18 protein-coding genes and 1 pseudogene are annotated in these 19,783 nt (G+C 60.4%); 6 read left to right on the top strand and 13 right to left on the bottom strand.

The window, feature by feature from the left end; all coding sequences use genetic code 11:
• Nucleotides 1–169 precede the first annotated feature (169 nt).
• The gene (locus tag AD928_RS09840; protein ID WP_233420036.1) at nt 170–1,306 is read right to left on the bottom strand and encodes an ABC transporter substrate-binding protein; all 1,137 of its coding nucleotides are present in this window, start codon (nt 1,304–1,306) and stop codon (nt 170–172) included.
• Between the two features lie 105 nt (nt 1,307–1,411).
• Between AD928_RS09840 and AD928_RS09835 the strand changes: the two genes are divergently transcribed.
• Nucleotides 1,412–1,612, top strand: a complete 201-nt coding sequence (locus tag AD928_RS09835; RefSeq protein ID WP_197056176.1) for a hypothetical protein — start codon at nt 1,412–1,414, stop codon at nt 1,610–1,612.
• On the opposite strand, the gene AD928_RS09830 is transcribed toward AD928_RS09835, so the two are convergent.
• From AD928_RS09830 to tkt, 9 genes and pseudogenes are all read right to left on the bottom strand, one after another.
• Nucleotides 1,609–1,839 carry a hypothetical protein gene (locus AD928_RS09830; RefSeq protein ID WP_062250195.1) on the bottom strand — a complete coding sequence of 77 codons (231 nt, stop codon included), beginning with the start codon at nt 1,837–1,839 and terminating at the stop codon, nt 1,609–1,611. The genes AD928_RS09835 and AD928_RS09830 overlap by 4 nt on opposite strands.
• Nucleotides 1,840–1,864: 25 nt before the next feature.
• Nucleotides 1,865–2,347 (bottom strand): gluconokinase, encoded by a 483-nt coding sequence (locus tag AD928_RS15225; protein WP_081894091.1) that lies wholly within the window; start codon nt 2,345–2,347, stop codon nt 1,865–1,867.
• A gap of 153 nt (nt 2,348–2,500) precedes the next feature.
• Nucleotides 2,501–3,202: pseudogene (gene rpiA / locus AD928_RS09825) on the bottom strand (ribose-5-phosphate isomerase RpiA); the annotation flags it as partial.
• A gap of 57 nt (nt 3,203–3,259) precedes the next feature.
• On the bottom strand, nt 3,260–4,003 hold the full coding sequence (pgl, locus tag AD928_RS09820) for a 6-phosphogluconolactonase (protein WP_062250193.1): 744 nt from the start codon (nt 4,001–4,003) through the stop codon (nt 3,260–3,262).
• Nucleotides 4,004–4,007: 4 nt separating this feature from the next.
• A complete protein-coding gene (locus AD928_RS09815) occupies nt 4,008–4,826 on the bottom strand; it encodes a Cof-type HAD-IIB family hydrolase (RefSeq protein WP_062250191.1) in 819 nt (272 codons plus the stop codon).
• A gap of 3 nt (nt 4,827–4,829) precedes the next feature.
• Nucleotides 4,830–5,744 carry a Cof-type HAD-IIB family hydrolase gene (locus AD928_RS09810; RefSeq protein WP_062250189.1) on the bottom strand — a complete coding sequence of 305 codons (915 nt, stop codon included), beginning with the start codon at nt 5,742–5,744 and terminating at the stop codon, nt 4,830–4,832.
• Between the two features lie 45 nt (nt 5,745–5,789).
• Nucleotides 5,790–6,788, bottom strand: a complete 999-nt coding sequence (gene gnd / locus AD928_RS09805) for a phosphogluconate dehydrogenase (NAD(+)-dependent, decarboxylating) (RefSeq protein WP_062250187.1) — start codon at nt 6,786–6,788, stop codon at nt 5,790–5,792.
• Nucleotides 6,789–6,822: 34 nt separating this feature from the next.
• The gene (locus AD928_RS09800; protein ID WP_062250184.1) at nt 6,823–9,678 is read right to left on the bottom strand and encodes a bifunctional transaldolase/phosoglucose isomerase; all 2,856 of its coding nucleotides are present in this window, start codon (nt 9,676–9,678) and stop codon (nt 6,823–6,825) included.
• 87 nt (nt 9,679–9,765) lie between these two features.
• Nucleotides 9,766–11,868 carry a transketolase gene (gene tkt / locus AD928_RS09795; RefSeq protein ID WP_062250183.1) on the bottom strand — a complete coding sequence of 701 codons (2,103 nt, stop codon included), beginning with the start codon at nt 11,866–11,868 and terminating at the stop codon, nt 9,766–9,768.
• A 582-nt stretch (nt 11,869–12,450) separates the two neighbouring features.
• Between tkt and AD928_RS09790 the strand changes: the two genes are divergently transcribed.
• The 5 genes from AD928_RS09790 (at nt 12,451) to AD928_RS09770 (ending at nt 17,431) form a co-directional block, all read left to right on the top strand.
• Nucleotides 12,451–13,026, top strand: a complete 576-nt coding sequence (locus AD928_RS09790) for an ankyrin repeat domain-containing protein (protein WP_062250181.1) — start codon at nt 12,451–12,453, stop codon at nt 13,024–13,026.
• 93 nt (nt 13,027–13,119) lie between these two features.
• Nucleotides 13,120–14,187: a histidinol-phosphate transaminase gene (gene hisC, locus AD928_RS09785; RefSeq protein ID WP_062250218.1), complete on the top strand. Its 1,068-nt coding sequence runs from the start codon at nt 13,120–13,122 to the stop codon at nt 14,185–14,187.
• 174 nt (nt 14,188–14,361) lie between these two features.
• Nucleotides 14,362–14,637, top strand: a complete 276-nt coding sequence (locus tag AD928_RS09780; RefSeq protein WP_062250216.1) for a hypothetical protein — start codon at nt 14,362–14,364, stop codon at nt 14,635–14,637.
• A 147-nt stretch (nt 14,638–14,784) separates the two neighbouring features.
• Nucleotides 14,785–15,843: a transporter gene (locus tag AD928_RS09775; RefSeq protein ID WP_062250179.1), complete on the top strand. Its 1,059-nt coding sequence runs from the start codon at nt 14,785–14,787 to the stop codon at nt 15,841–15,843.
• Between the two features lie 232 nt (nt 15,844–16,075).
• Nucleotides 16,076–17,431, top strand: a complete 1,356-nt coding sequence (locus AD928_RS09770) for an inorganic phosphate transporter (RefSeq protein ID WP_062250214.1) — start codon at nt 16,076–16,078, stop codon at nt 17,429–17,431.
• A 51-nt stretch (nt 17,432–17,482) separates the two neighbouring features.
• Here AD928_RS09770 and AD928_RS09765 read toward each other — a convergent pair whose 3' ends face one another.
• Genes AD928_RS09765 through AD928_RS09755 form a run of 3 tightly spaced genes read right to left on the bottom strand, consistent with a single transcriptional unit; the run spans nt 17,483 to nt 19,580 of the window.
• The gene (locus tag AD928_RS09765) at nt 17,483–17,818 is read right to left on the bottom strand and encodes a YnfA family protein (protein ID WP_043549575.1); all 336 of its coding nucleotides are present in this window, start codon (nt 17,816–17,818) and stop codon (nt 17,483–17,485) included.
• 17 nt (nt 17,819–17,835) lie between these two features.
• The gene (locus AD928_RS09760; RefSeq protein ID WP_062142175.1) at nt 17,836–18,684 is read right to left on the bottom strand and encodes an ABC transporter ATP-binding protein; all 849 of its coding nucleotides are present in this window, start codon (nt 18,682–18,684) and stop codon (nt 17,836–17,838) included.
• The gene (locus AD928_RS09755) at nt 18,681–19,580 is read right to left on the bottom strand and encodes an ABC transporter permease (protein ID WP_062250177.1); all 900 of its coding nucleotides are present in this window, start codon (nt 19,578–19,580) and stop codon (nt 18,681–18,683) included. Before AD928_RS09755 ends, AD928_RS09760 begins: the two co-directional genes overlap by 4 nt.
• Nucleotides 19,581–19,783: the final 203 nt, after the last annotated feature.

Raw genomic sequence — 19,783 nt, 5'->3', positions numbered from 1 at the left:
GAAATTCAAGATCTAACAGGCCCTAGACCGCAGTGGTTGTAGAAAAGCATGCTGACTGTCCCTTAATAAATTGATTTTTTGTATATAAAAAATCAAAAAAAATCAATAGTTCTGATATATTTCTATTGTGTTGAAAAGTTTTAGAATAATAAAAAATTTTCTCGTTTTATTATAAAACCATAGGTGGCTGGTCTGCCAGAATTCGTGTCACGTCGTCATCCGTCAGGCTGTAGCGGAAGAACTGTTTGTAGAACGCTTTCAGGTCCCGGCGCACGTCGATGTCCTTGAAGAGTTCCGGCTGGACGTGCTGGGCCGCCCATTCCAGTTGAAGCAGAACCTCACACCCGTAGCGATCCCACGGGAACACACCCTGCGGGTTGGTCCATGCCTTGCCGTTCTGGAAAGCTGCCAAGGTGCGCAGCGGGGCGTCTGCCGCCAGAGGTCCGGCGTTGGCCCCGATGACAATCATATCCGGGTTCCAGGCCGCAATCTGCTCAAACGTGACGGGGCGATGGTTGCCGGAAACTTCTGCCGCCGCATTGCGACCGCCAGCCGCCTGAATCCATGCATCAATCAGCGTATCTTTGCCGTCAATTTGCAGGGGGTTAAGGCGGGCAATATGCAGCACACGTGGGCGGGCGGAGGCGGGCAGGGAGGCCGTGCGGGCGTGCAGACTCTGCTGCAACGCTTCCAGCTTCTGGCGATATTCGCTGGCGATCTCATGCGCATAAGGCGTGGCGAGGGCGTCGGCCGTCATGTCCACGAAGGTGAGCATCTGTGGCAGTGTGGTGTAGTGCGCATCCAGCGTAGGCAGGCCGGTTTTGCGCAGTTCTTCCGCCTTGGCATGGGTGGGCACAAAGACCAGCCCGATATGGCGGTTCAGCAGGTCTTCCGGGTTCACGCTATCCGGGTGGATTCCGGTTTCAGCCGAGCGCAGCATGGGGGCGATTTTGAACAGCCAGGGCAGGTCTGCCGGTTTATCTGCCGTGACTTTGATGCGTTCCGCCCCGCCGAGCATGACGGTAATCTCGTTATGGGCAAACCAGAGATCCGCAATATTGAGGGCGCTTTTGTCCAGCGCAACGCTGGTGCCACTCATATCCGTAACCGTGCGGGGATAGACCGGGATATTATTCACCGTCGGCATGGTGGCCACGGCCTGCGCGACAACGTGCGCGCCGGGGCCTTCCGCCGGCTGCGCTGCCTGTGCGGTGGCCTGACCGGACACAGCCAGAGGGACGGCCAGCCCCACGCCCAGCAGGCCGAGCATGAGGGATGAGGAGCAGAGCAGTCTGCAACGGAGCATGAGAGAGCGCATGAGTATCCCGGACCTGATCGTATTATATACGTTAGAATATAGAAGGCGCGGGTGCAATATGAGGGCTCTCCGGACACAAAAAAGGAAGAACCGGTGCGACAACACAAGGTAATGCTGGGGGATAAAGTGCTGTATCAGGCCGCGCAATTAACGCACGCGGAACGCTTTGCCGCAGCGCGCCGGGCGGAGGGTGTGCCCTGCCACGTGGTGCCGGACACCACGCCCAAACCGCCGCGCCGGGAGCAGATCAATCCGCTCACCGGCCAGCCTCGTAAACGTGGGCGGGTGCGTTAAGCCAGCACCGTCCGGTTGCGCCGCCATGCGTCTTCCAGTGCATCAGCCAAGTCCTGATGCGTGTCACTCCACGCGCCCTCGGCGGCTTCCGGTGCATGGACCATCGCACGCCATAAGGCGGTGCCCGTCGCACGCTCCATCCGTATGGCCCATGAGGGGGGAATACGCGTGAGCAACCGTTCCATCTTCTGCCCGGATGTCAGCGGTTTTGCGTAATTATGGCCCACAGCGCATTCCCCCTTTTGCTTAAGGTCAGATGGTTTTCAGATAGGACAGAATTTCCGCAATGGTTTCAGCCGGATTGGTATCTGCGGACATGCTGAGGGCATGTTCATCAGCCGCCGGTGCTTCCAGCGTCTGCAACTGGCTGGGCAGCAGGGTGGGGGGCATGTAGTGGCCCCGCCGGCGCTTCAGCCGTTCCAGCAGCACGGCTTCCGATGTGTGCAGATAGATAAAGATGGGCTCCAGGCCGCCTTTGCGCAGCACATCCCGGTAGGAATGTTTCAGCGCGGAGCAGGTGAGAATCCCCCCGGTGCCTGCCCGGTTACACTCGGCCAGCCATTCCTGGCAGCGGGCCAGCCAGGGCCAGCGGTCTTCATCATTCAGCGGGATGCTGGCAGCCATTTTGGCAACATTGGCGGCGGGGTGTAGGTCATCCCCTTCCTGAAAAGGCCAGCCCAGCTCATTGCGCAGACCTTCCGCAATGGTGGTCTTGCCGGAGCCGGAAACGCCCATAATCACCAGCAACTGTTTTTTGATCCCGTTTGCCACCGGCTGCGTCGGCAGGACGGTTTTGCTGCTGCCGTTCTCGTTCGGCACGGGCGGCACGAGGGTGACAGGCTCTGAGGGGTCTAGTGCCGGGGTGGCAATCAGCCCGTCGGACACGGTGGGGGTAATCACGCGAATGCCCTCAGGGCCGGCGGTAATGGCCTGCGTCGCCATTTCAATAAACAGCCCGTGTTCCACCACACCCACAATGCTGTGGATATCCGTGCCCAGCTTGTGCGGGTTTTCAATCGGGCCGAACACGCAATCCATAATCAGGTTCTTTTCATCCGTGAGATAAAAAGAGCCATCCCGGTGTTTGCGCGGGGTGACGTGCGCGCCCATGCGGCCGAGCTTTACCGCAACATTCTCCCAGCCAAAGGGAATGACTTCCACCGGCACCGGGCAGAGCATGCCCAGATGGTCAACATACTTGCTGCTGTCCGCCACAATCACAAACTGCTTTGCAGCGGAGGCCACAATCTTTTCCCGCAGCAGCGCACCGCCCCGGCCTTTGACGAGGTTGAGCGTGCGCGGCTCGATCTCATCCGCGCCATCAATGGTGATGTCGAGTTCTGGATGTGCGGCGAAGGTGGTGAGCGGAATGCCTTCTTCCCGCGCCTGTGCTTCCGTAGCGTCGGAGGTGGGAATGGCGCAGATTTTCAGCCCTTCCTCCCGCACGCGGCGGCCGAGTTCCGCCACGACAAAAAACGCTGTGGAGCCTGTGCCAAGGCCGACAGCCATCCCGTCCTGCACCAGTGATGCGGCCTTGATGGCGGCTTGCTGTTTCAGGTTGGCGGCGGGGTCTGGTGCTTTGCCGGTCATGGAGAGGGTCCTTGTTTTTGTTTTTTTATGGTCGGGTGTGGTCAGGGTGTGGGTGTTTTATACGTCTGCCGGGGCGGCGTCACGGTCCAGCACCCACGTCAGATCGCCCATGGCGGTAATGGCGCTGGCCGGGCAGGTGGGGTCCTGCGCGCGGACTTTGGCCACGGTCTCCCGCTTGGAGGCCCCTTCCACCAGAAAGACCACATGGCGGCTGGCATCAATGGCCGGGTAGGTCATGGTCAGGCGGGTATAGGGGGCGACGGGCGGCACGCAGGTGGAAACCCACGCCGTGCGTTCCTTCAGCACCGGCTGACCGGGGAAGAGGGAGGCTGTATGGCCATCGCTGCCCAGCCCGAGCAGATTGACATCAAACAGCGGCTTGCCCGGCTGGAGGGTGTCTGCCCCGTAAAACTTTTTCAGTTCGGCATCATACTCTTTGGCGGCGTCTTCCGCAGTGCCTGCCGTGGGGATGAGATGCACATTTTCTGCCGGCACCGGCACGCGGGAGAACAGCAGGCGCTGGAGCATGCCGGAATTGCTGTCCTCATGGTCATGCGCCAGAAAGCGGTCATCCCCCAGAAAGAACTCCATTCGCGCCCAGGGGAAGCGGCTGGCATACGGCTCGGACGCCATCATGCTGTACAGCAGTTGCGGCGTGCTGCCGCCGGAAAGGGCAATGCTGAACGGCCCATCCTTTTTAGCCTGTGCCTCCTGCAACAGCCAGTCGGCCAGATGGCGCGTGGCGGCTTCTCTGTCTGCAAAAACGGCAATCTTGCCAGTGCGGGTGTTCTGTCCGGTCATGATATCAGTCCTCTCCGAGCACAAACCGTTCAATGCCTTTGGCAAACCCGTCCTCTTCAGAAGACGCAGTTGTCCATGTGGCGCTGGTTTGTACGCTGTCTGTCGCCTGCCCCATGGCAATGGAGGTGCCACTGGCGCGGAACATCAGCACATCATTTGGCTGATCCCCAACGGTGAGCATGGCAGTGGCGGGTATTTTCAGCAGGCGTTCCAGCGTGTGGACAACGCCGCCTTTGTTGGCATCCGGGTGGGTGATGTCAACATAATAGGGTTGAGACAGGGCGGCGGAAGCCGAGGTCCCCAGCTCCTGCGCCAGAGTGGCGGCAATGCTGCGCATCAGCTCCGCATCATCACTCACACCGGTAATCTTGATCACATCATCCAGCACGTCGTCATAAGAACTGGTGACACGCGGCGGGAATTTGACCGTCCACTGCTCCCGCGCAACATGCGGGGCTGAGGCATCAGGCACCAGCCAGTCCTGCGAGGTGTAAACCCATGCGGGCACACCGTGCTCTTTCAGCAAAGCGAGGGTTTTTTCTGCCACCGCGCGGGGCAGGCGCAGGGCGCTGATAAGCTGCATATCCGGCTGCACCATCATGCCGCCGTTAAAGCCCGCCAGCGGGGTTGTCAGCCCCAGCGGGTCAATGAGCATGGCCATGCCACGGGGTGGCCTGCCGGACGTAATGGCAAACAGAATGTCCCGTTCCCGCAAAGCCTGCACGGCCCGGATGGCACGCGGGGTGAGAATTTTCTCCCGCGTGACCAGTGTGCCATCCACATCAGCCAGCACCAGCCGGATGTCATGCGGCGGGCGGGGCATGGGTCAGGCCCCGGCGGGCGTGCCGGGGGATGCGGCAGGCGCGCTGGCGGGGTGATCGTTCAAAGAGACGGCACGGGGCAGCACAATGGACTCAATGGCCTTAGACCAGCCTTCATCCGTATTGGCGGCTGTCACAAAATGGGCCTGCGCGGCCACGCCTTCGGAAGCTTGCCCCATGGCAATGGCGAGCCCTGCGACTTTGAACATCGGCACATCGTTGTCCATATCGCCAATGCAGGCCACTTCTGAGGGGGCAACCCCGTAGAATTCTGCCAGATGGCGCAGGGCGTTGCCCTTGTTGGCATCCAGCGGGGTAATATCAAGGAACCACTGGCTGGAGCGGGCAACACTGGCGCGGCCTTCCAGCAGCATCCCAATTTCGGCTTCCTGCCGGGCAACGGCATCATAATCGGCAGAGGAGCCGGTGATTTTACCAATACCGGTGGTGGAGCCTGCAAAGCTGGAGACAATCTGCGGGTCCATACGCACGGCTTTGCGTTCGGGCTCCACATACGCGCCGGTGGGGTTATCCACCAGCCACTCATGCCCACGGAATAGCCAGGCATCCAGATTATGCACTTTCAGCATATCCAGCGCGTCCTGCACCGCTCCGGGGTCGAGCGCCAGCTGGGAGCGCACCGTGCGATCGGCATTGAAGATTGTACCGCCATTTAACGCGCCATAGGGCGTGTGCAGGCCGAGCACATCAAAATACATCTCAATCCCGCCCGGCGGACGGCTGCTGACGAGGCAGAGGGGAATACCCGCGTCCTTCAGCGCCTGCACGGCGGCCAGCGTGTGGTGCGTGACCTGCTTTTCCGGGGTCAGCAAGGTGCCGTCCATATCGGACACCACCAGCTTGATGCGGGACGCCGGGGGCGCAAGAGCGGCGTGAAGGGCGTTATCGGTAACCGTCATGCTGCGTCTGCGCTCCCAGTGTTAAACATGTGCTAAAATACGCACTTAGTCTTTTGTTTCAACGTGTCCACCAAAGCCATACCGCATGGCAGACAGCACTTTTTCCGAGAACGTGTTGCCAGAGCGGGAGCGGAAGCGGGTGAAGAGCGCTGCCGTCATCACCGGCACGGGCACGGCTTCTTCAATCGCGGCTTCAATCGTCCAGCGGCCTTCCCCGGAATCATTCACTTCCCCGGAGAATTCGGAGAGGGATTCATTCTTGGTCAGCGCCTGTGCCGTCAGATCCAGCAGCCAGGAGGAGACGACGCTGCCACGCCGCCAGACTTCCGCAATATCCGCCATGTTGAGCGAGAAGCGTTCATCTTCCGGCAGGAGCGGGGAGTCCTTACGGTACATCACGTCAAAGCCTTCAGCAAAGGCCTGCATCATGCCGTATTCAATGCCGTTATGGACCATTTTGACAAAATGGCCGGAGCCAGCCGGGCCGCAATACAGATAGCCCTGCTCGGCCCGCGGGTCCACGCCCTCACGGTCACGGCCGGGGGTGCGCGGAATATCGCCAATGCCGGGAGCCAGAGCGGACAGAATGGGATCGATATGTTCAGCGGCTTCCTTCGCGCCGCCGTACATCATGCAGTAGCCGCGCTCCAGCCCCCACACGCCGCCGGAGGTGCCGACATCAACGTAGTCAATGCCTTTTTCAGCCAGCGTTTTGGCGCGGCGGATATCGTCCTTGTAGTAGGTGTTGCCACCATCAATCACAATATCGCCGCGCTGCATCAGGCCGCCGAGGGACATCACGGTTTCTTCCGTAATCTCACCAGCCGGGAGCATGGACCAGACAATCCGCTTCGGGCCTGCCAGTTTTTCCACCACGTCCGTCAGGCTGCTGGCACCAACGGCACGCCCGGCGTCCGCACGGGCCACCACTTTTTCAACAGCTGCGGGGTCACGGTCATAGACCACGACGTCATGTCCATGCCGTGTGAGGCGGACGGCAATATTGCCGCCCATTCTGCCAAGCCCGACGATGCCGATCTGCATACTCAGTTTTTCCTTATCGTGTCTTAATCGTATCTTAGAGGGCGCCGTGCAGCGCAGTGGCCAGAGCGGCCAGACCATCTTTCAGCGAGCCGTGGATGTGCACACGCAGCGCACGGCGGCCGCGTTCAGCCAGCACATCAAAGTCCCCACGCGCCTGTGCGGCTTTCACCACGCCAAAGCTGTAGTTGGCACCCGGCACGGGCAGGTCCTTCGCGTCATCCGCCGTAATCTGCAGGAACACGCCCGTGTTGGGTCCGCCTTTGTAGGCCTGCCCCGTGGAGTGCAGGAAGCGCGGGCCAAACTCTGCGGCTGTGGCAATGGTCTTGACATCACGGATTTTCAGCCGGGTGTGCTGGATCCATTCCATCGTCGCGCGGTCACGCTCGATATAGGCCAGCAGCCCCACATAATCGCCCGCCTTCACGCGGTCGAAATGGGCTTTCAGAATAGCTTCCGCGCTGTCACCCTTAAGGGCTTTGGCGTTGGCCGGGTCCGCAAAGAAGGAGAACGACCCGTGCTGCGCAAAAGGCTGCTCGGCAGGGAGTTTACCGGTTTCGTTATAGGCATCCGTCAGCTTGCGGGTTTCCACCTTGCTGGCTTCCACATCCGGCTGATCAAACGGGTCAATCCCCAGGAACGCCCCGGCCACAGCCGTTGCAATCTCCCAGCGGAAGAATTCCTGCGCAATCTGGCGCTTGCTGTGCAGATTGATGGTGATAACCGGCTGCCCGGCGTCAATCAGCATGGCAATGGCTTCATCCTGCTCATGCCGGTGCTCGGGCACCAGACGCAGGTAAACAAACAGGCGGTCTGCGCCGTAGCGTTTCGGCCCACCCAGTGTTTCATCATCAATGGGGATGATGCCCTTGCCGTGCTTGCCGGTGGATTCAGCAATCAGCTGCTCCATCCATGCGCCAAAATCGGCAATCTGCGGCGTGGCGATAATGCTCAGCTTGTCCCGCCCGAACTGCGTTGCGGCCACACCCATAATGGTGCCCAGTGTCACACCGGGGTTCTGGGCTGGGGGCACGCTGGCGTCGCTCATACGCACGCCGCGCAGGGCGTCTTCCAGGAACAGCTTCAGCGGCAGGCCGGCGGCAGCGGCGGGAACCATGCCGAAGTTGGACAGCACGGAATAGCGGCCACCGATCTGTGGGTCGCCTGCAAAAATCTTCCAGAAGCCGTCTTTTTTAGCCTGTGCTTCCAGCTTGGAGCCGGGGTCGGTAATGGCCACAAAGTGGGAGCCAGCCTTTTCACCCAGTGCGCGTTTGGCAAGGTCATGGAAGTAGGCGAGCATGATGTTTGGCTCAAGCGTGCCACCGGATTTGGAGGCGACGATGAACAGCGTGTTCGCCGGGTCGATCTTCTTTTCAAACGTGGCAACCTGCTGCGGGTCCGTGCTGTCCAGCACATACAGGTGGCCAAAGCCTTCATGCTTGCCAAAGGTCATGGCCAGCACTTCCGGCCCAAGGCTGGAGCCGCCCATGCCCATCAGCAGAACCTGCTGGAAATTGCGGGCTTTGACTTCTGCCTGAAAGCTTTCCAACTCGGACAGGTGGGCCAGACGGTCTTCAACAATGTTGAGCCAGTTCAGCCACTTGCTTTCCGGACCATTGGTCCAGACAGAGGCATCCTTGTTCCACAGCTTGCGGATGGTGCCGTCTTTACGCCATGCCGTCAGGCCTTTCTGTACCGCCTCTTCCAGCGGGGCAGGGAGGCTGGTTTTCATGTCGGTCAGCTTGTCGCCCAGCATGGCCTGCTGTTTGGCGGCAACGGAGCCGAGCAGGCTGTCAAACGCTTCCTCAAAGGAGGTCACGCCTTCATCCACCAGAGTGGCGGTTACGCCGTCCAGATCCAGCTTCAGCCGTTCGGCTTCATCCATCACGTGGCGGGCGTCATCAAGGCCGGTCATCAGCGTTTCGGACACGGTGCCGTGGTCACGGAATGCATCCATGGTAGCGGGCGGCACGGTGTTGACGGTGTGCGGGCCAATCAGGCTGTCGACATACAGTACGTCGCTATAGGCTTTGTCCTTGGTGCCGGTGGAGGCCCACAGCAGGCGCTGCGGCTGGGCACCGGCGGCTTCCAGAGCCTTCCAGCGCGGGGTCTGCATCATTTCCTGCCAGTAGCCATAGGCCACCTTGGCGTTGGCAATGGCGACCTTGCCGCGCAGGGCTTTCAGGGCGTCTGCGTCCTTGTCACCTGCTTTCACGCGGCGATCAATTTCCGCGTCAATCTTGCCATCAATGCGGCTGACGAAGAAGGAGGCGACGGATGCGACTTTGGACAGGTCACCGCCCTTTTTCTGCAGGTCTTCAAGCCCCAGCAGCCACGCATCCACCACCGCCTTATAAGCAGACAGCGCAAAAATCAGCGTGACGTTGACGTTGATGCCCGCAGCAATGGTCTGCCGGATGGCGGGGATGCTTTCCGGCGTGGCCGGAATTTTGATCATCAGGTTGGGTTCAGCCACATCGGCCCACAGGCGCTGGGCTTCATGCGCCGTGCCTTTTTCGTCCCGCGCCAGATAGGGGGAGACTTCAAGGCTGACAAACCCGTCTTTCTTGTGGGTGGCCTCATACACCGGAGCCAGAACATGGGCTGCGGTCTTGATGTCCCGCACGGCCAGCTTTTCATACAGCGTGCCGGGGGAGACATTGTCATGCGCCAGAACATCGCGGATCTGCGCGTCATATTCCGTGCCTTCCCCCATGGCCTTCTGGAAAATGGCCGGGTTGGAGGTCACACCACGAATATCGTCGTCCTGCACAAGGCGTGCCAGAGAGCCGTCTTCAACAAAGGAGCGGCGGATGAAGTCAAGCCACGGAGACTGCTGGACCGAGGCAAGGCCCCGCAGCGGGTTGGCACCTTTAGAAGAAGAGGCAGTCATGCTTGGCATCCTTTCTGCACACCGCCCGGCCTTTCAGACTGAACCGGGCGGCATAGAAGCATCTACTATACGTATGAAGCTGCGGCCTCAGCCCACCTGACGGCGGGCTGCGTCCAGCACTGCTTCCGGCGTAAAGCCGAATTTCTTCGCCAGCTGACCAGCCGGAGCAGATGCTCCGAAGCCGCGCATGGCGATAATTTCACCCGTCGGGCCCGCATAGCGGTCCCAGCCGATGGGGGAGCCGGCTTCAATCGTCACGCGGCCCGTGACGGAAGGCGGTAGCACCGTATCACGGTAAGATTGTGGCTGTGATTCAAACACTTCCCAGCTCGGCAGGGAGACCACACGGGCCGGAATGCCGTCTTTGGTCAGCGCTTCATACGCGGAGACTGCCAGAGAAAGCTCACTGCCGGAGGCAATCAGAATGACTTTCGGCGTCTCTTTGCTGTCGGCCAGAATGTAGCCGCCTTTTGCCGCGCCAGAGGCCGGTGCAAAGCGCGTGCGGTCCAGCGTGGGCAGGTTCTGGCGGCTGAGGGCCAGTGCCACCGGGCCATCCTGCTTGGCAATCAGGTAGCGCCATACTTCGGCCACTTCGTTCGCATCGCCGGGGCGGAAAATTGTCATGCCCGGTGTGGCGCGCAGCTGCACCAGCTGCTCGATAGGCTGATGCGTCGGGCCATCTTCCCCCACGCCGATGGAATCATGCGTGAAGATGTAGGTCACCGGCTGGTGCATCAGGGCAGAAAGCCGGATGGGGGCCTTCATGTAATCAGAGAAGATCAGGAACCCGGCGCAGAAGGGGCGCAGGCCATATAGCGCCATGCCGTTTACAATCGCGCCCATGGCATGTTCACGCACACCAAAATGGAAGTTCCGCCCACCGTAGGACCCACCCCATGCCGCAGGCTGGAAGCTTTCCTCACCTTTAAGATTGGTTTTGGTGGAGGGTGCGAGGTCAGCCGAGCCACCCAGCAGCCAGGGGAGGCGGCCCGCAACAGCGTTCAGCACTTCACCAGAGCTGGCGCGGGAGGCGATACCTTTTTCACTGGCTTCATAAACCGGGATCTGTGCGTCCCAGCCTTCCGGCAGTTTGCCGCCCAGAATGGCATCCAGTTCAGCTGCCAGTTCCGGGTGGGCCGTGTGATACTCGGCAAACAGCTTTTCCCATGCGGCGCGGGCTTTGGCGCCGCGCGTGCCCATGCCGTCCTGCATGTGGGTCTGCACGCCGTCCGGCACATAGAAGCTCTGGTCTTCCGGCCAGCCATAGGCTTTTTTGGTCTCGCGAATTTCTTCCGCACCCAGCGGTTCACCGTGGGCTGCGGCGGTGCCGGCTTTATGCGGCGCACCCCATGCAATCACGGAATGGACCAGAATAAAGGTGGGGCGTTCGGTCTCGGCTTTGGCCTGAGCGAGCAGATCCTTCAGGGCGGCGGTATCGTTCGCGTCCTTCAGCACCAGCACCTGCCAGCCATAGGCGGCAAAGCGGGCGGCGACATCTTCTGTCAGCGCAATGTCGGTGGAGCCTTCAATGGAGATGCGGTTGGCATCATACATCCACACCAGATTGCCCAGCTTGAGGTGGCCTGCGGTGGAGGCGGCCTCGCTGGAGATGCCTTCCATCATGTCACCATCGCCACACAGCGTGTAGACATGGTGGTTGAACAGCTCAAAGCCCGGCTTATTGAAGCGTGCGGCCAGCCATTTTTCCGCCATCGCCATACCGACGGAGTTGCCACAGCCCTGCCCGAGCGGGCCGGTGGTCGTCTCAACGCCAGTGGTGTGGCCATATTCCGGGTGGCCGGGGGTTTTGGAATCAAGCTGACGGAACTGTTCAAGGTCAGCAATGGTCAGGGATGGCTCATTGGTCACCTTGCCGTTCTTCACCTGCCGCACACCGGCAAGGTAGATCAGCGAATAGATGAGCATGGAGGCATGGCCGATGGACAGCACAAAGCGGTCCCGGTTGGGCCAGAGCGGGTCTGCCGGGTCGTAGTTCAGAACGTCCTGCCACAGGGTATAGGCAACCGGCGCCAGCGCCATGGCTGTGCCGGGGTGGCCTGAATTGGCTTTCTGAACCCCATCCATAGAGAGCGTGCGGATGGTGTTAATGCACAGGTTATCGAGGTTGGCCGTCCCCCCGGCTTCCAAACCGTTCGGTGCGCGAAGAGGGGTGGGAAAAGAGGCACGCATGCTAACCTATCCTTCAGAGTGGACGTTTTTTGTTTTGACCCGGTGAGACCACGCACCGGAGCAGCCGGCAGGAGATCAGGGTTGAGCACAATCACACGGTCCGGCGTTATTGGGCAAGAGAGCAGGTGCGAGACTCTGCCTCATTCTCTTCGGGTCGGTCGGCCGTTCACTCAGGCTGTAACGCAGCAGGTCAGGTGGAGGCTGCGTGGGAGGAGAACTGAATCTCATTTTTGAGATTGTTCTGGCATGCAAAACGGGCTTTTCTTCTTTCCTCGGCACACGCGGGAGAGCCGGTTTTCCTTCCGTTTTTTGCCGCCGGAGGATCACAAGGCGTTGCTTTGCAGGCGCTATCACTTGCGCGTGAGGCAACGGAAAGAGGCGGTTTTTCCCCATGTGCGGGCTTTGGGTGCCGAGGTGGCGTACCCTCTGCGTACGGCAGGTCAGGCCCGCCATGGGCAGGAAACGCTGCACAGGCTGAGGTGTTTGCAGTATAGAGGGCGGCAGTCCATAGCGTCACCCGGTCCGCCGGGCCGGTGGCTGGCGCTGTATTTGAGTTGATAAGAATTTTTCCGGAGGTCGAGCATGACACAGGTTTCTTCTCAGGACCCGCGTTCTCAGGGCACGCAGACCCCGGGCGCCGGACCTGGGCTCTTTGGTGACTTTACGCAGGAACAGGTGGAAGCCCTGTTCATCAACGCCGCGCGGGAAGGGGAGGCCGATCTGCTTTCCAGCTTTCTGGACGCGGGGATGGACCCCAACCTGCGGGCGGAAAAAGGCTACACGCCGCTGATTCTGGCCTCCTATAACGGCCACGTGGAAGCCGTCAGCACGCTGCTGGCGCGTGGGGCCAAGCCTGATCTGCAGGATGAAAAAGGGGCGACGGCGCTGGCCGGTGTGGCGTTCAAGGGCTTTCTGCCCATCGCCCGGCTGCTGCTGGATGCGGGGGCGAAGGTTGATGTGCCCAACGCTGTGGGCCGCACGCCGCTGATGTTTGCCGTCATGTTCGGGCGCGATGAGATGGCGAAGCTGCTGCTGAAAGCCGGAGCCAGCCCCACCCACCGTGATGGTGAGGGCCTGAACGCGCTGGATCTGGCCCAGCGGCAGGGCAATGCCGCCCTTGCAGCGCTGATCAAAGAGCAGAACGCCGGGCAGGCCTAACGTTTCTCAGGCTTTTCAGGCGGAAACGCATCGTTTAGGGGTGAAGGCAGTCCATTCGGGGGCTGCCTTTTCTTTTTGCGGATGTTTTCAGCCATGAGCCGTTTCTGGAGTCCTCTTGTTCACCGTCTGACGCCGTATGTGCCGGGCGAGCAGCCCAAAATGGCCGACCTGATCAAGCTGAACACCAATGAATCCCCCTACGGGCCGTCTCCCCGCGCGCTGGATGCCATGAAGGCCGCCGCAGATGATAGCATGCGCCTGTATCCGGACCCGGAAGCTACCCGCCTGCGCACCGTGCTGGCGGAGCGCGTGGGGCTGAAGGTGGAGAACGTGTTTGTCGGTAATGGCTCGGATGAAGTGCTGGCCCACGCCTTTCAGGCCTTCTTCGCGCATGGCGAGCCGATCCTGTTCGCGGATGTCACCTACAGTTTCTACAAGGTCTATTGCGGTCTGTATGACCTGCCGTATCGCCTCGTGCCGCTGAATGCTGAGATGGGCATTGATGTGGCCGATTATGCCGGGCCGTGCAGCGGTGTTGTGCTGGCCAACCCCAACGCCCCAACCGGCATCGCGCTGGACCTGAACGAGGTCCGCCGCCTGCTGGAGATGCACCCGGACCGCGTGGTGCTGGTCGATGAAGCCTATGTCGATTTTGGCGCGGAAAGTGCCGTGGCACTGGTGAAGGACTACCCGAACCTGCTGGTGGTGCAGACCTTCTCCAAATCCCGCGCGCTGGCCGGGGCGCGGGTGGGCTTTGCCTTTGCCCAGCCGGAACTGATTGAAGGCCTGACCCGCGTGAAGGACAGCTTCAATTCCTACCCGCTGGACCGCATTGCACAGGCTGGTGCCACCGCTGCGGTGGAAGATGAAGGCTGGTTTCTGAACAGCGTGGAAAAGGTGATCACTACCCGCAAAATCCTGTCCGCAAAGCTGGCCGAACTGGGCTTCAAGGTCTTGCCTTCACAGGCTAATTTTGTCTATGTTCACCATGCTGACCGCGATGCTGCGGAACTGGCGGCGGACCTGCGGGAGCGCGCCATTATCGTCCGGCATCTGCGCGGTGTGCGCACATCCTCGTGGCTGCGGATCACGGTTGGAACAGACCAGCAGTGCGAGATGCTGCTTTCTGCCCTGCGGGAGATTCTCCTCCGCAACCGCTGAATACGGCGTTCGGGCAGGTCTTGAGCCTGCCAGACCAGTATTTGTGCGTACTCTACATAAAAAAACGGTGTTTCCCCCGCCCGTCCGGCTTTGTCCGGAGGCGGGCGTGTGTCTGTGTGCTCTGGCAGCCTGTGGCTGCTGAAGGGCGGTTACAATAATCAAGGGAGTGAACCCATGCGTGCCTTTCATGGTCAAATGTCAGACAACCAGCCCATCCGCCGCAGCCTGCCGGAAAAGCAGAAACAGCTGCGGGACCTGAAGGAAACGCTGGCCACCATGAAGTCCCACACCTCTCCGGCGCTCAAGGAAAACGTGCGGAAGCGGATTGCCCAGCTGGAAGCGGAAATTAAGGCTGCTCCGGCGCTCAAACCGGCCCGCAAGCCTGCCGCAGCCGGTGCCCGTGCAGGCGGGGATGCCCGTCGTCCGGCCCGCCCCGTGCGCCCGCGCTGAGGTTAAAACCTGCAAAACCAAGGGAGCCTTGGTCCCGTAAGCCTGCTGTGATATGAACCGGACCAGTTTGCGGCGACCGGTCGTGGACAGTGCGCTTCCTTACGGGACAGGCAACGATCGCCCTTTCGGGAAACAGGGAGTTCAGTGATGGCCGGAAAAGCCTCCTCCACTTTACCTGAGTCAATCTCGGAAGGCGGCACACTGCTGCGTGATGGCCTGATCTGGGCCATTTTCTGCCGCCCGGGGCATGAGCCAGTTGAGCTTGAGCGGGACGTTGTAACCCAGCGCCTGCTCACCGGCGCGTTCCCGCCGGAACTGGCCAATACGGACGGGTGGGCGTGGTTCCACTTTGATATTGTCCACACCCTCTCCCGCACGCAGATTGAAAGCATTCCCTCACTACCGGAAGAAGTGCGGCAGGTGCTCACCAATCTTGAGCGCAGCATCCGTCTGGATAGTGAAGATGAGACGGTGTTTGGCGCGTTGCCCGCCTTTGATGACACCACCACGGATGATGACCGGAACGTCAGCACATGGCGGTTCGCGCTTGAGCCGGACTTGCTGATCACCACTCGCCGTCACCCGATTCCCGCGCTTGGCGTGGTGTTTCATGAGTTGCGGCGCGGTCTGGTGCCGCGTTCCCCCGCTAATCTGGTGGATCGTGCTCTGCTGGAATTTGCTGATACCCTGCGGCGGGACTTTGCCCGGCTGGATGACCAGCTGGACCGCGCGGAAGATGTTCTGCTGATGCTGGATCGGGATACAGATCTGGGACGCATGAGCGGTCTGCTTGGCCTTGTGCGCCGCCGATCCACGGAACTGCGCCGTGTGCTGGCCCCGGTGGACCGTATTTTTAAAGATGAAGAGATGGAACTGCCGGAATGGGCAGAGGATGACCTGCGCGACCGGTCCCATCGACAGGTTCACGCCGCACTGGATGACCTTCTGGCCTTGCAGGACCGCGCGCGTTCCTTGCAGGACGAGCTGACGTCCAATCAGGCGGAAGAAACCAACCACCGTCTGTATATCGTCTCCGTCGGCACGACGTTGATGCTGCCGGCCACGTTCGTCACTGGCTTTTTTGGCATGAATACCGGCGGCATGTTCCTCACGGATGGCTCATGGGGCACGGTGGAAGCGGGCGGCTTGTGCTTTGCCATCATGTTTGGGACCTGGCTTCTGCTGAAGTTTACCCGTCTGCTGTAAGCTAAGCCGGACACTTTGAGTCCCGCCGGTTTACCTAACTCCTGAAGAACGCTTGGAAAGTTTTGGATCGGCATTGCTCTCGGCCTATTCGCAAAGCAGATCAGTCCCAGTTGGCGGCAAGAAAAACACAAAACAGGATCAGTTAAGGTTTTATGAATTTCGCTGTTGAGGCAGTGAAAAAACTAAAAAACTGGTCTTAATGCGAAGCAGTGCAACACAGGTACTGGTTCCCATGCTTCATTTTGCTCCGTATTCGGTGCTTTCCATTCTGGCGCTGACCACCTGCTTTCTGCTGGTCTGCGTTTTTGAATTTGTTAACGGTTTTCATGACACGGCCAACGCCGTGGCCACGGTCATCTACACCCACTCCCTCAAGCCGCGCGTGGCCGTCATCTGGTCCGGTCTGATGAACTTCATCGGCGTGCTGGCGGGCGGCATCAGCGTGGCCTACGGGCTGGTGGAACTGCTACCGGCAGACGTGCTGTCTCCTCCGAATGGAGACCCGGCCATCCCGATGCTGATCTCGCTGTTCGGCACGGCGCTGGCCTGGAACCTGGTGACCTGGTGGTTCGGGATCCCCAACTCCAGTTCCCACTGCGTGATTGGCGCGCTGATTGGCGTGGCCATTGGGGATGCGTTCCTGCACACACGCGGGCTGGGCAACAGTGTGGACTGGTCCCAGATCTGGAAAGTGCTGCGTGCACTGGCCGTTTCCCCCATCCTCGGTCTGGTCGGCGCGGGCGGCCTGTATTTCATCATGAAGCATGTGGTGAAGGACCCGGAACTCTATCAGCCGCCGCAGGGTGAAAAGCCCCCGCATGGCTGGGTGCGTGGCCTGCTGATCCTCACCTGCACCGGTGTCAGCTTCTCCCACGGCAGTAACGATGGTCAGAAGAGCATTGGCCTGATCATGCTGACCATTATTGGCATCCTGCCCGCCACGTTCGCGCTTAGCCCGAACGCCGGTTCTCACATCCCGCAGATTGCTCCGCAGGCGGTTATCGCCGCCCCGCTGCTGCAACAGTATGACCATGACGGCCTGCGGGAAGAAGCACTGGCGTCCGTTGCGCGCCTGCAGACGACTGACCCCGGCAACGTTGTCGCCTCTCAGTTGCGCGCAGATATTTATGAGGTTCTGGCTGGCCTGAAGTCTGTGTCTTCCAGCACGCAGGCATCTGACGCGGACAAGAAAAGTGCCAAAGACATCAGCGCCGTTCTGCGCCCGACCGTGGAATACGCCCCCTGGTGGGTGCGTCTGTTGAGCGCCCTGTGTCTCGGTCTTGGCACGATGATTGGCTATAAGCGGATTGTGCACACGCTGGGCGAGAAGATTGGCAACACACATCTTACTCCCGCACAGGGGGCTTCCGCCGAGTTGGTCGGCGCGGGCCTGATTGCGACCGCAGGCTATACCGGCCTGCCAGTCTCAACCACGCACATCATCACGGCGGGTATTGCCGGGACCATGCTCGGTTCTGGCAGCGGCATTAACCCGAAGATGCTGACCAAAATCGCACTGGCATGGATCTTCACCCTGCCCATCACCATCGCGATTGCCGCGACGCTGTTTTACGTCATCAGCATGTAAAGTCCGGTTTCCCCTGCCTGCGCCCACGAGGGCGGGCAGGGGGCTAACGGCTCAGGTGCCTCGGGGTGCGAGCAGGATCATGGATGCCCCGCCCAGACAGATCAGCGCGCCCAGCAACTCCCATTTATCCGGGGTGCGCCCTTCCACCACGCGCATCCAGATGAGCGATGCGGTAATGTAAATCCCGCCATAAGCCGCATAGGCCCGACCCGCAGAATCCGACTCAATACGGGTGAGCAGAAGGGCGAAGACAATCAGGCTGACAAGGCCGGGCACCAACAGCCATGCCGAGCGGCCTTCCTTCAGCCATAGCCAGACGGCAAAGCATCCGGCAATTTCCGCAAAGCCTGCGGCCAGATAAATCAGAAAAGGCTTGAGTAAAAGCACGGCATGTTCCTGTTTGTTCAGGCTTTGTCGTCCGGCACCTGCATGTCCACACGGTAGGCGGCCATCACCTCGGCGGTCGGGCCATCCAGGCGGATCTGCCCGCCTTCCATCCAGATCAGCCGGGTGCACCATTCTTCCAGCACATCCAGCGCGTGGGAGGTAATGACCAGAATATCCGTATTGTTCACTACGGAAGACAGGCGCTTTTCCGCGCGTTCCCGGAAGTGGAAATCCCCGGCCATGAACCATTCATCCATCAGCAAAATCTGCGGGGTAATGGCGGTGGCCAGCCCAAAGCCCAGACGCACGATCATGCCGGAAGAATAGAGCCGCACAGGCAGGTCAAGGAAGGTATCAAGCTGGGCAAATTCTTCTACATCCTGCTCAAGCTGGCGGATCTGCGCCGTGCTTAGCCCTTTGTGGCGGCCCATCAGAGTGATGTTTTCACGCCCTGTCAGTTCCGGGTTCATGCCGGAATTGACATCCAGCAGGGCCGCAACCTGCCCGCGAATATGCACGTTGGGAGCATCCGGCATGTAGATGCCCGCCATCACCCGCAGCAGGGTGGATTTGCCGGCACCATTATGGCCAATCAGCCCAACTCGTTCCCCGGCCCGGATCTCTACAGAGACATCATCCAGCGCCTGCACATAAACCGGGCCGCCATCAGGCCGGTCCATCCGCACTTCGCCACCCGTGCGCAGGCTGCGGGAATTGGTGAGAGCCGCCTTGCCGCGCTTGAACAGCAGCTTCTTGAGGGAGCGCGCTCCCCCATGAAAAATCGGGAAGTCGAGTGACAGATCCCGGATGCTGATGGAGGAGGTGCCGGGGGCCACCCGCCCGGCGTCAAAAACGGAGCCACTCATACCCAGAACGCCAGTTTGCTGCGGGAGCGGGAGAACACAAACAGCGCGAGCAGGCAGAACACCACGCTAATGCCGCCGGAAATCAGCCAGGACATCGCGGAGGGAATCTGCCCGAGGAACGGCCGGCGCACAATTTCCAGCAGGGAATAGAAGGGGTTGAAATAGAGCAGCCACGCGTGCCCGGCGACCTGCTTGGGCTCCCAGATAATGGGCGTGATGTAGAAGATGATCTGCATGATACTGCCCACAATGGGCGGAATATCGCGGAAGCGCGCACACGCACAGCCCAGCAGCAGGCACAGCGCCACACTATCCACCAGCCACAGCAGCAGGGCGGGCAGGGCCAGCACCACGTCGGCTCCGGGGGAGATGCCAAAAATCAGGAAGACGACAATTGGCACAACCAGATTGTAACTGAAGACAATGCCGCAGCGCATCATGGTCCGCAGGGCCTGCACCGTGTAGGGCATGTTGACCGAGCGCAGGGTTTCCGTGGCGCGGGTAAAGGTCGAACAGCTCTCAAGAATCAGGGCGGAGAGGCCCGTCTGCCATAGAATTATCGAAATTGAGAGGTAAGGTAGATAATCTTTCAGAACAAGATGAAACAGCTGGGAATAGATCAACCCCATGGAGCCGATCATGATTGCCGTTGTCAGCGTCAGCCAGAACGGCCCCAGTGTGGACCCGCTGAATTGCAGCCGGATATCCAGCCAGCCCAGCGTCGCCGCCAGACGCCACAGCCGGAAGCCATCCGCAATATCCTTGCACGCCATCACCACGCGTGAGCGTCCGCGCGGTGCGGACTCCAGCGGGCCGGACCCGTTCGGGCCAGCCGCAACGGGCGGGGCAGGGGCTGTAAAGCCTGTATGTTCGGTGGAACCGGAACTGACCATCATGCCCTCTCGCCTATCCGATCACGCAGCGGCCCGCAACTCCCGGGCCATCCTGCAAGACGCATATTCTGGCGGAAAAGTCGGGCGGAAGTGCGGCGGAAGCCGGGATGATCTGTTGCATGAGACAGGTTGGCGTTATAGAGACTTAGAGAAGATTCTTTCCATATACTCTCAGGAGAATCCCCGGCTGGCCGGTGGTGTCTCCT

The organism is Acetobacter cerevisiae, assembly GCF_001580535.1.
Lineage (GTDB): Bacteria > Pseudomonadota > Alphaproteobacteria > Acetobacterales > Acetobacteraceae > Acetobacter > Acetobacter cerevisiae.
The sequence above is the reverse complement of the archived record's forward strand: the minus strand, read 5'-3'. Positions and strand labels throughout refer to the sequence as shown.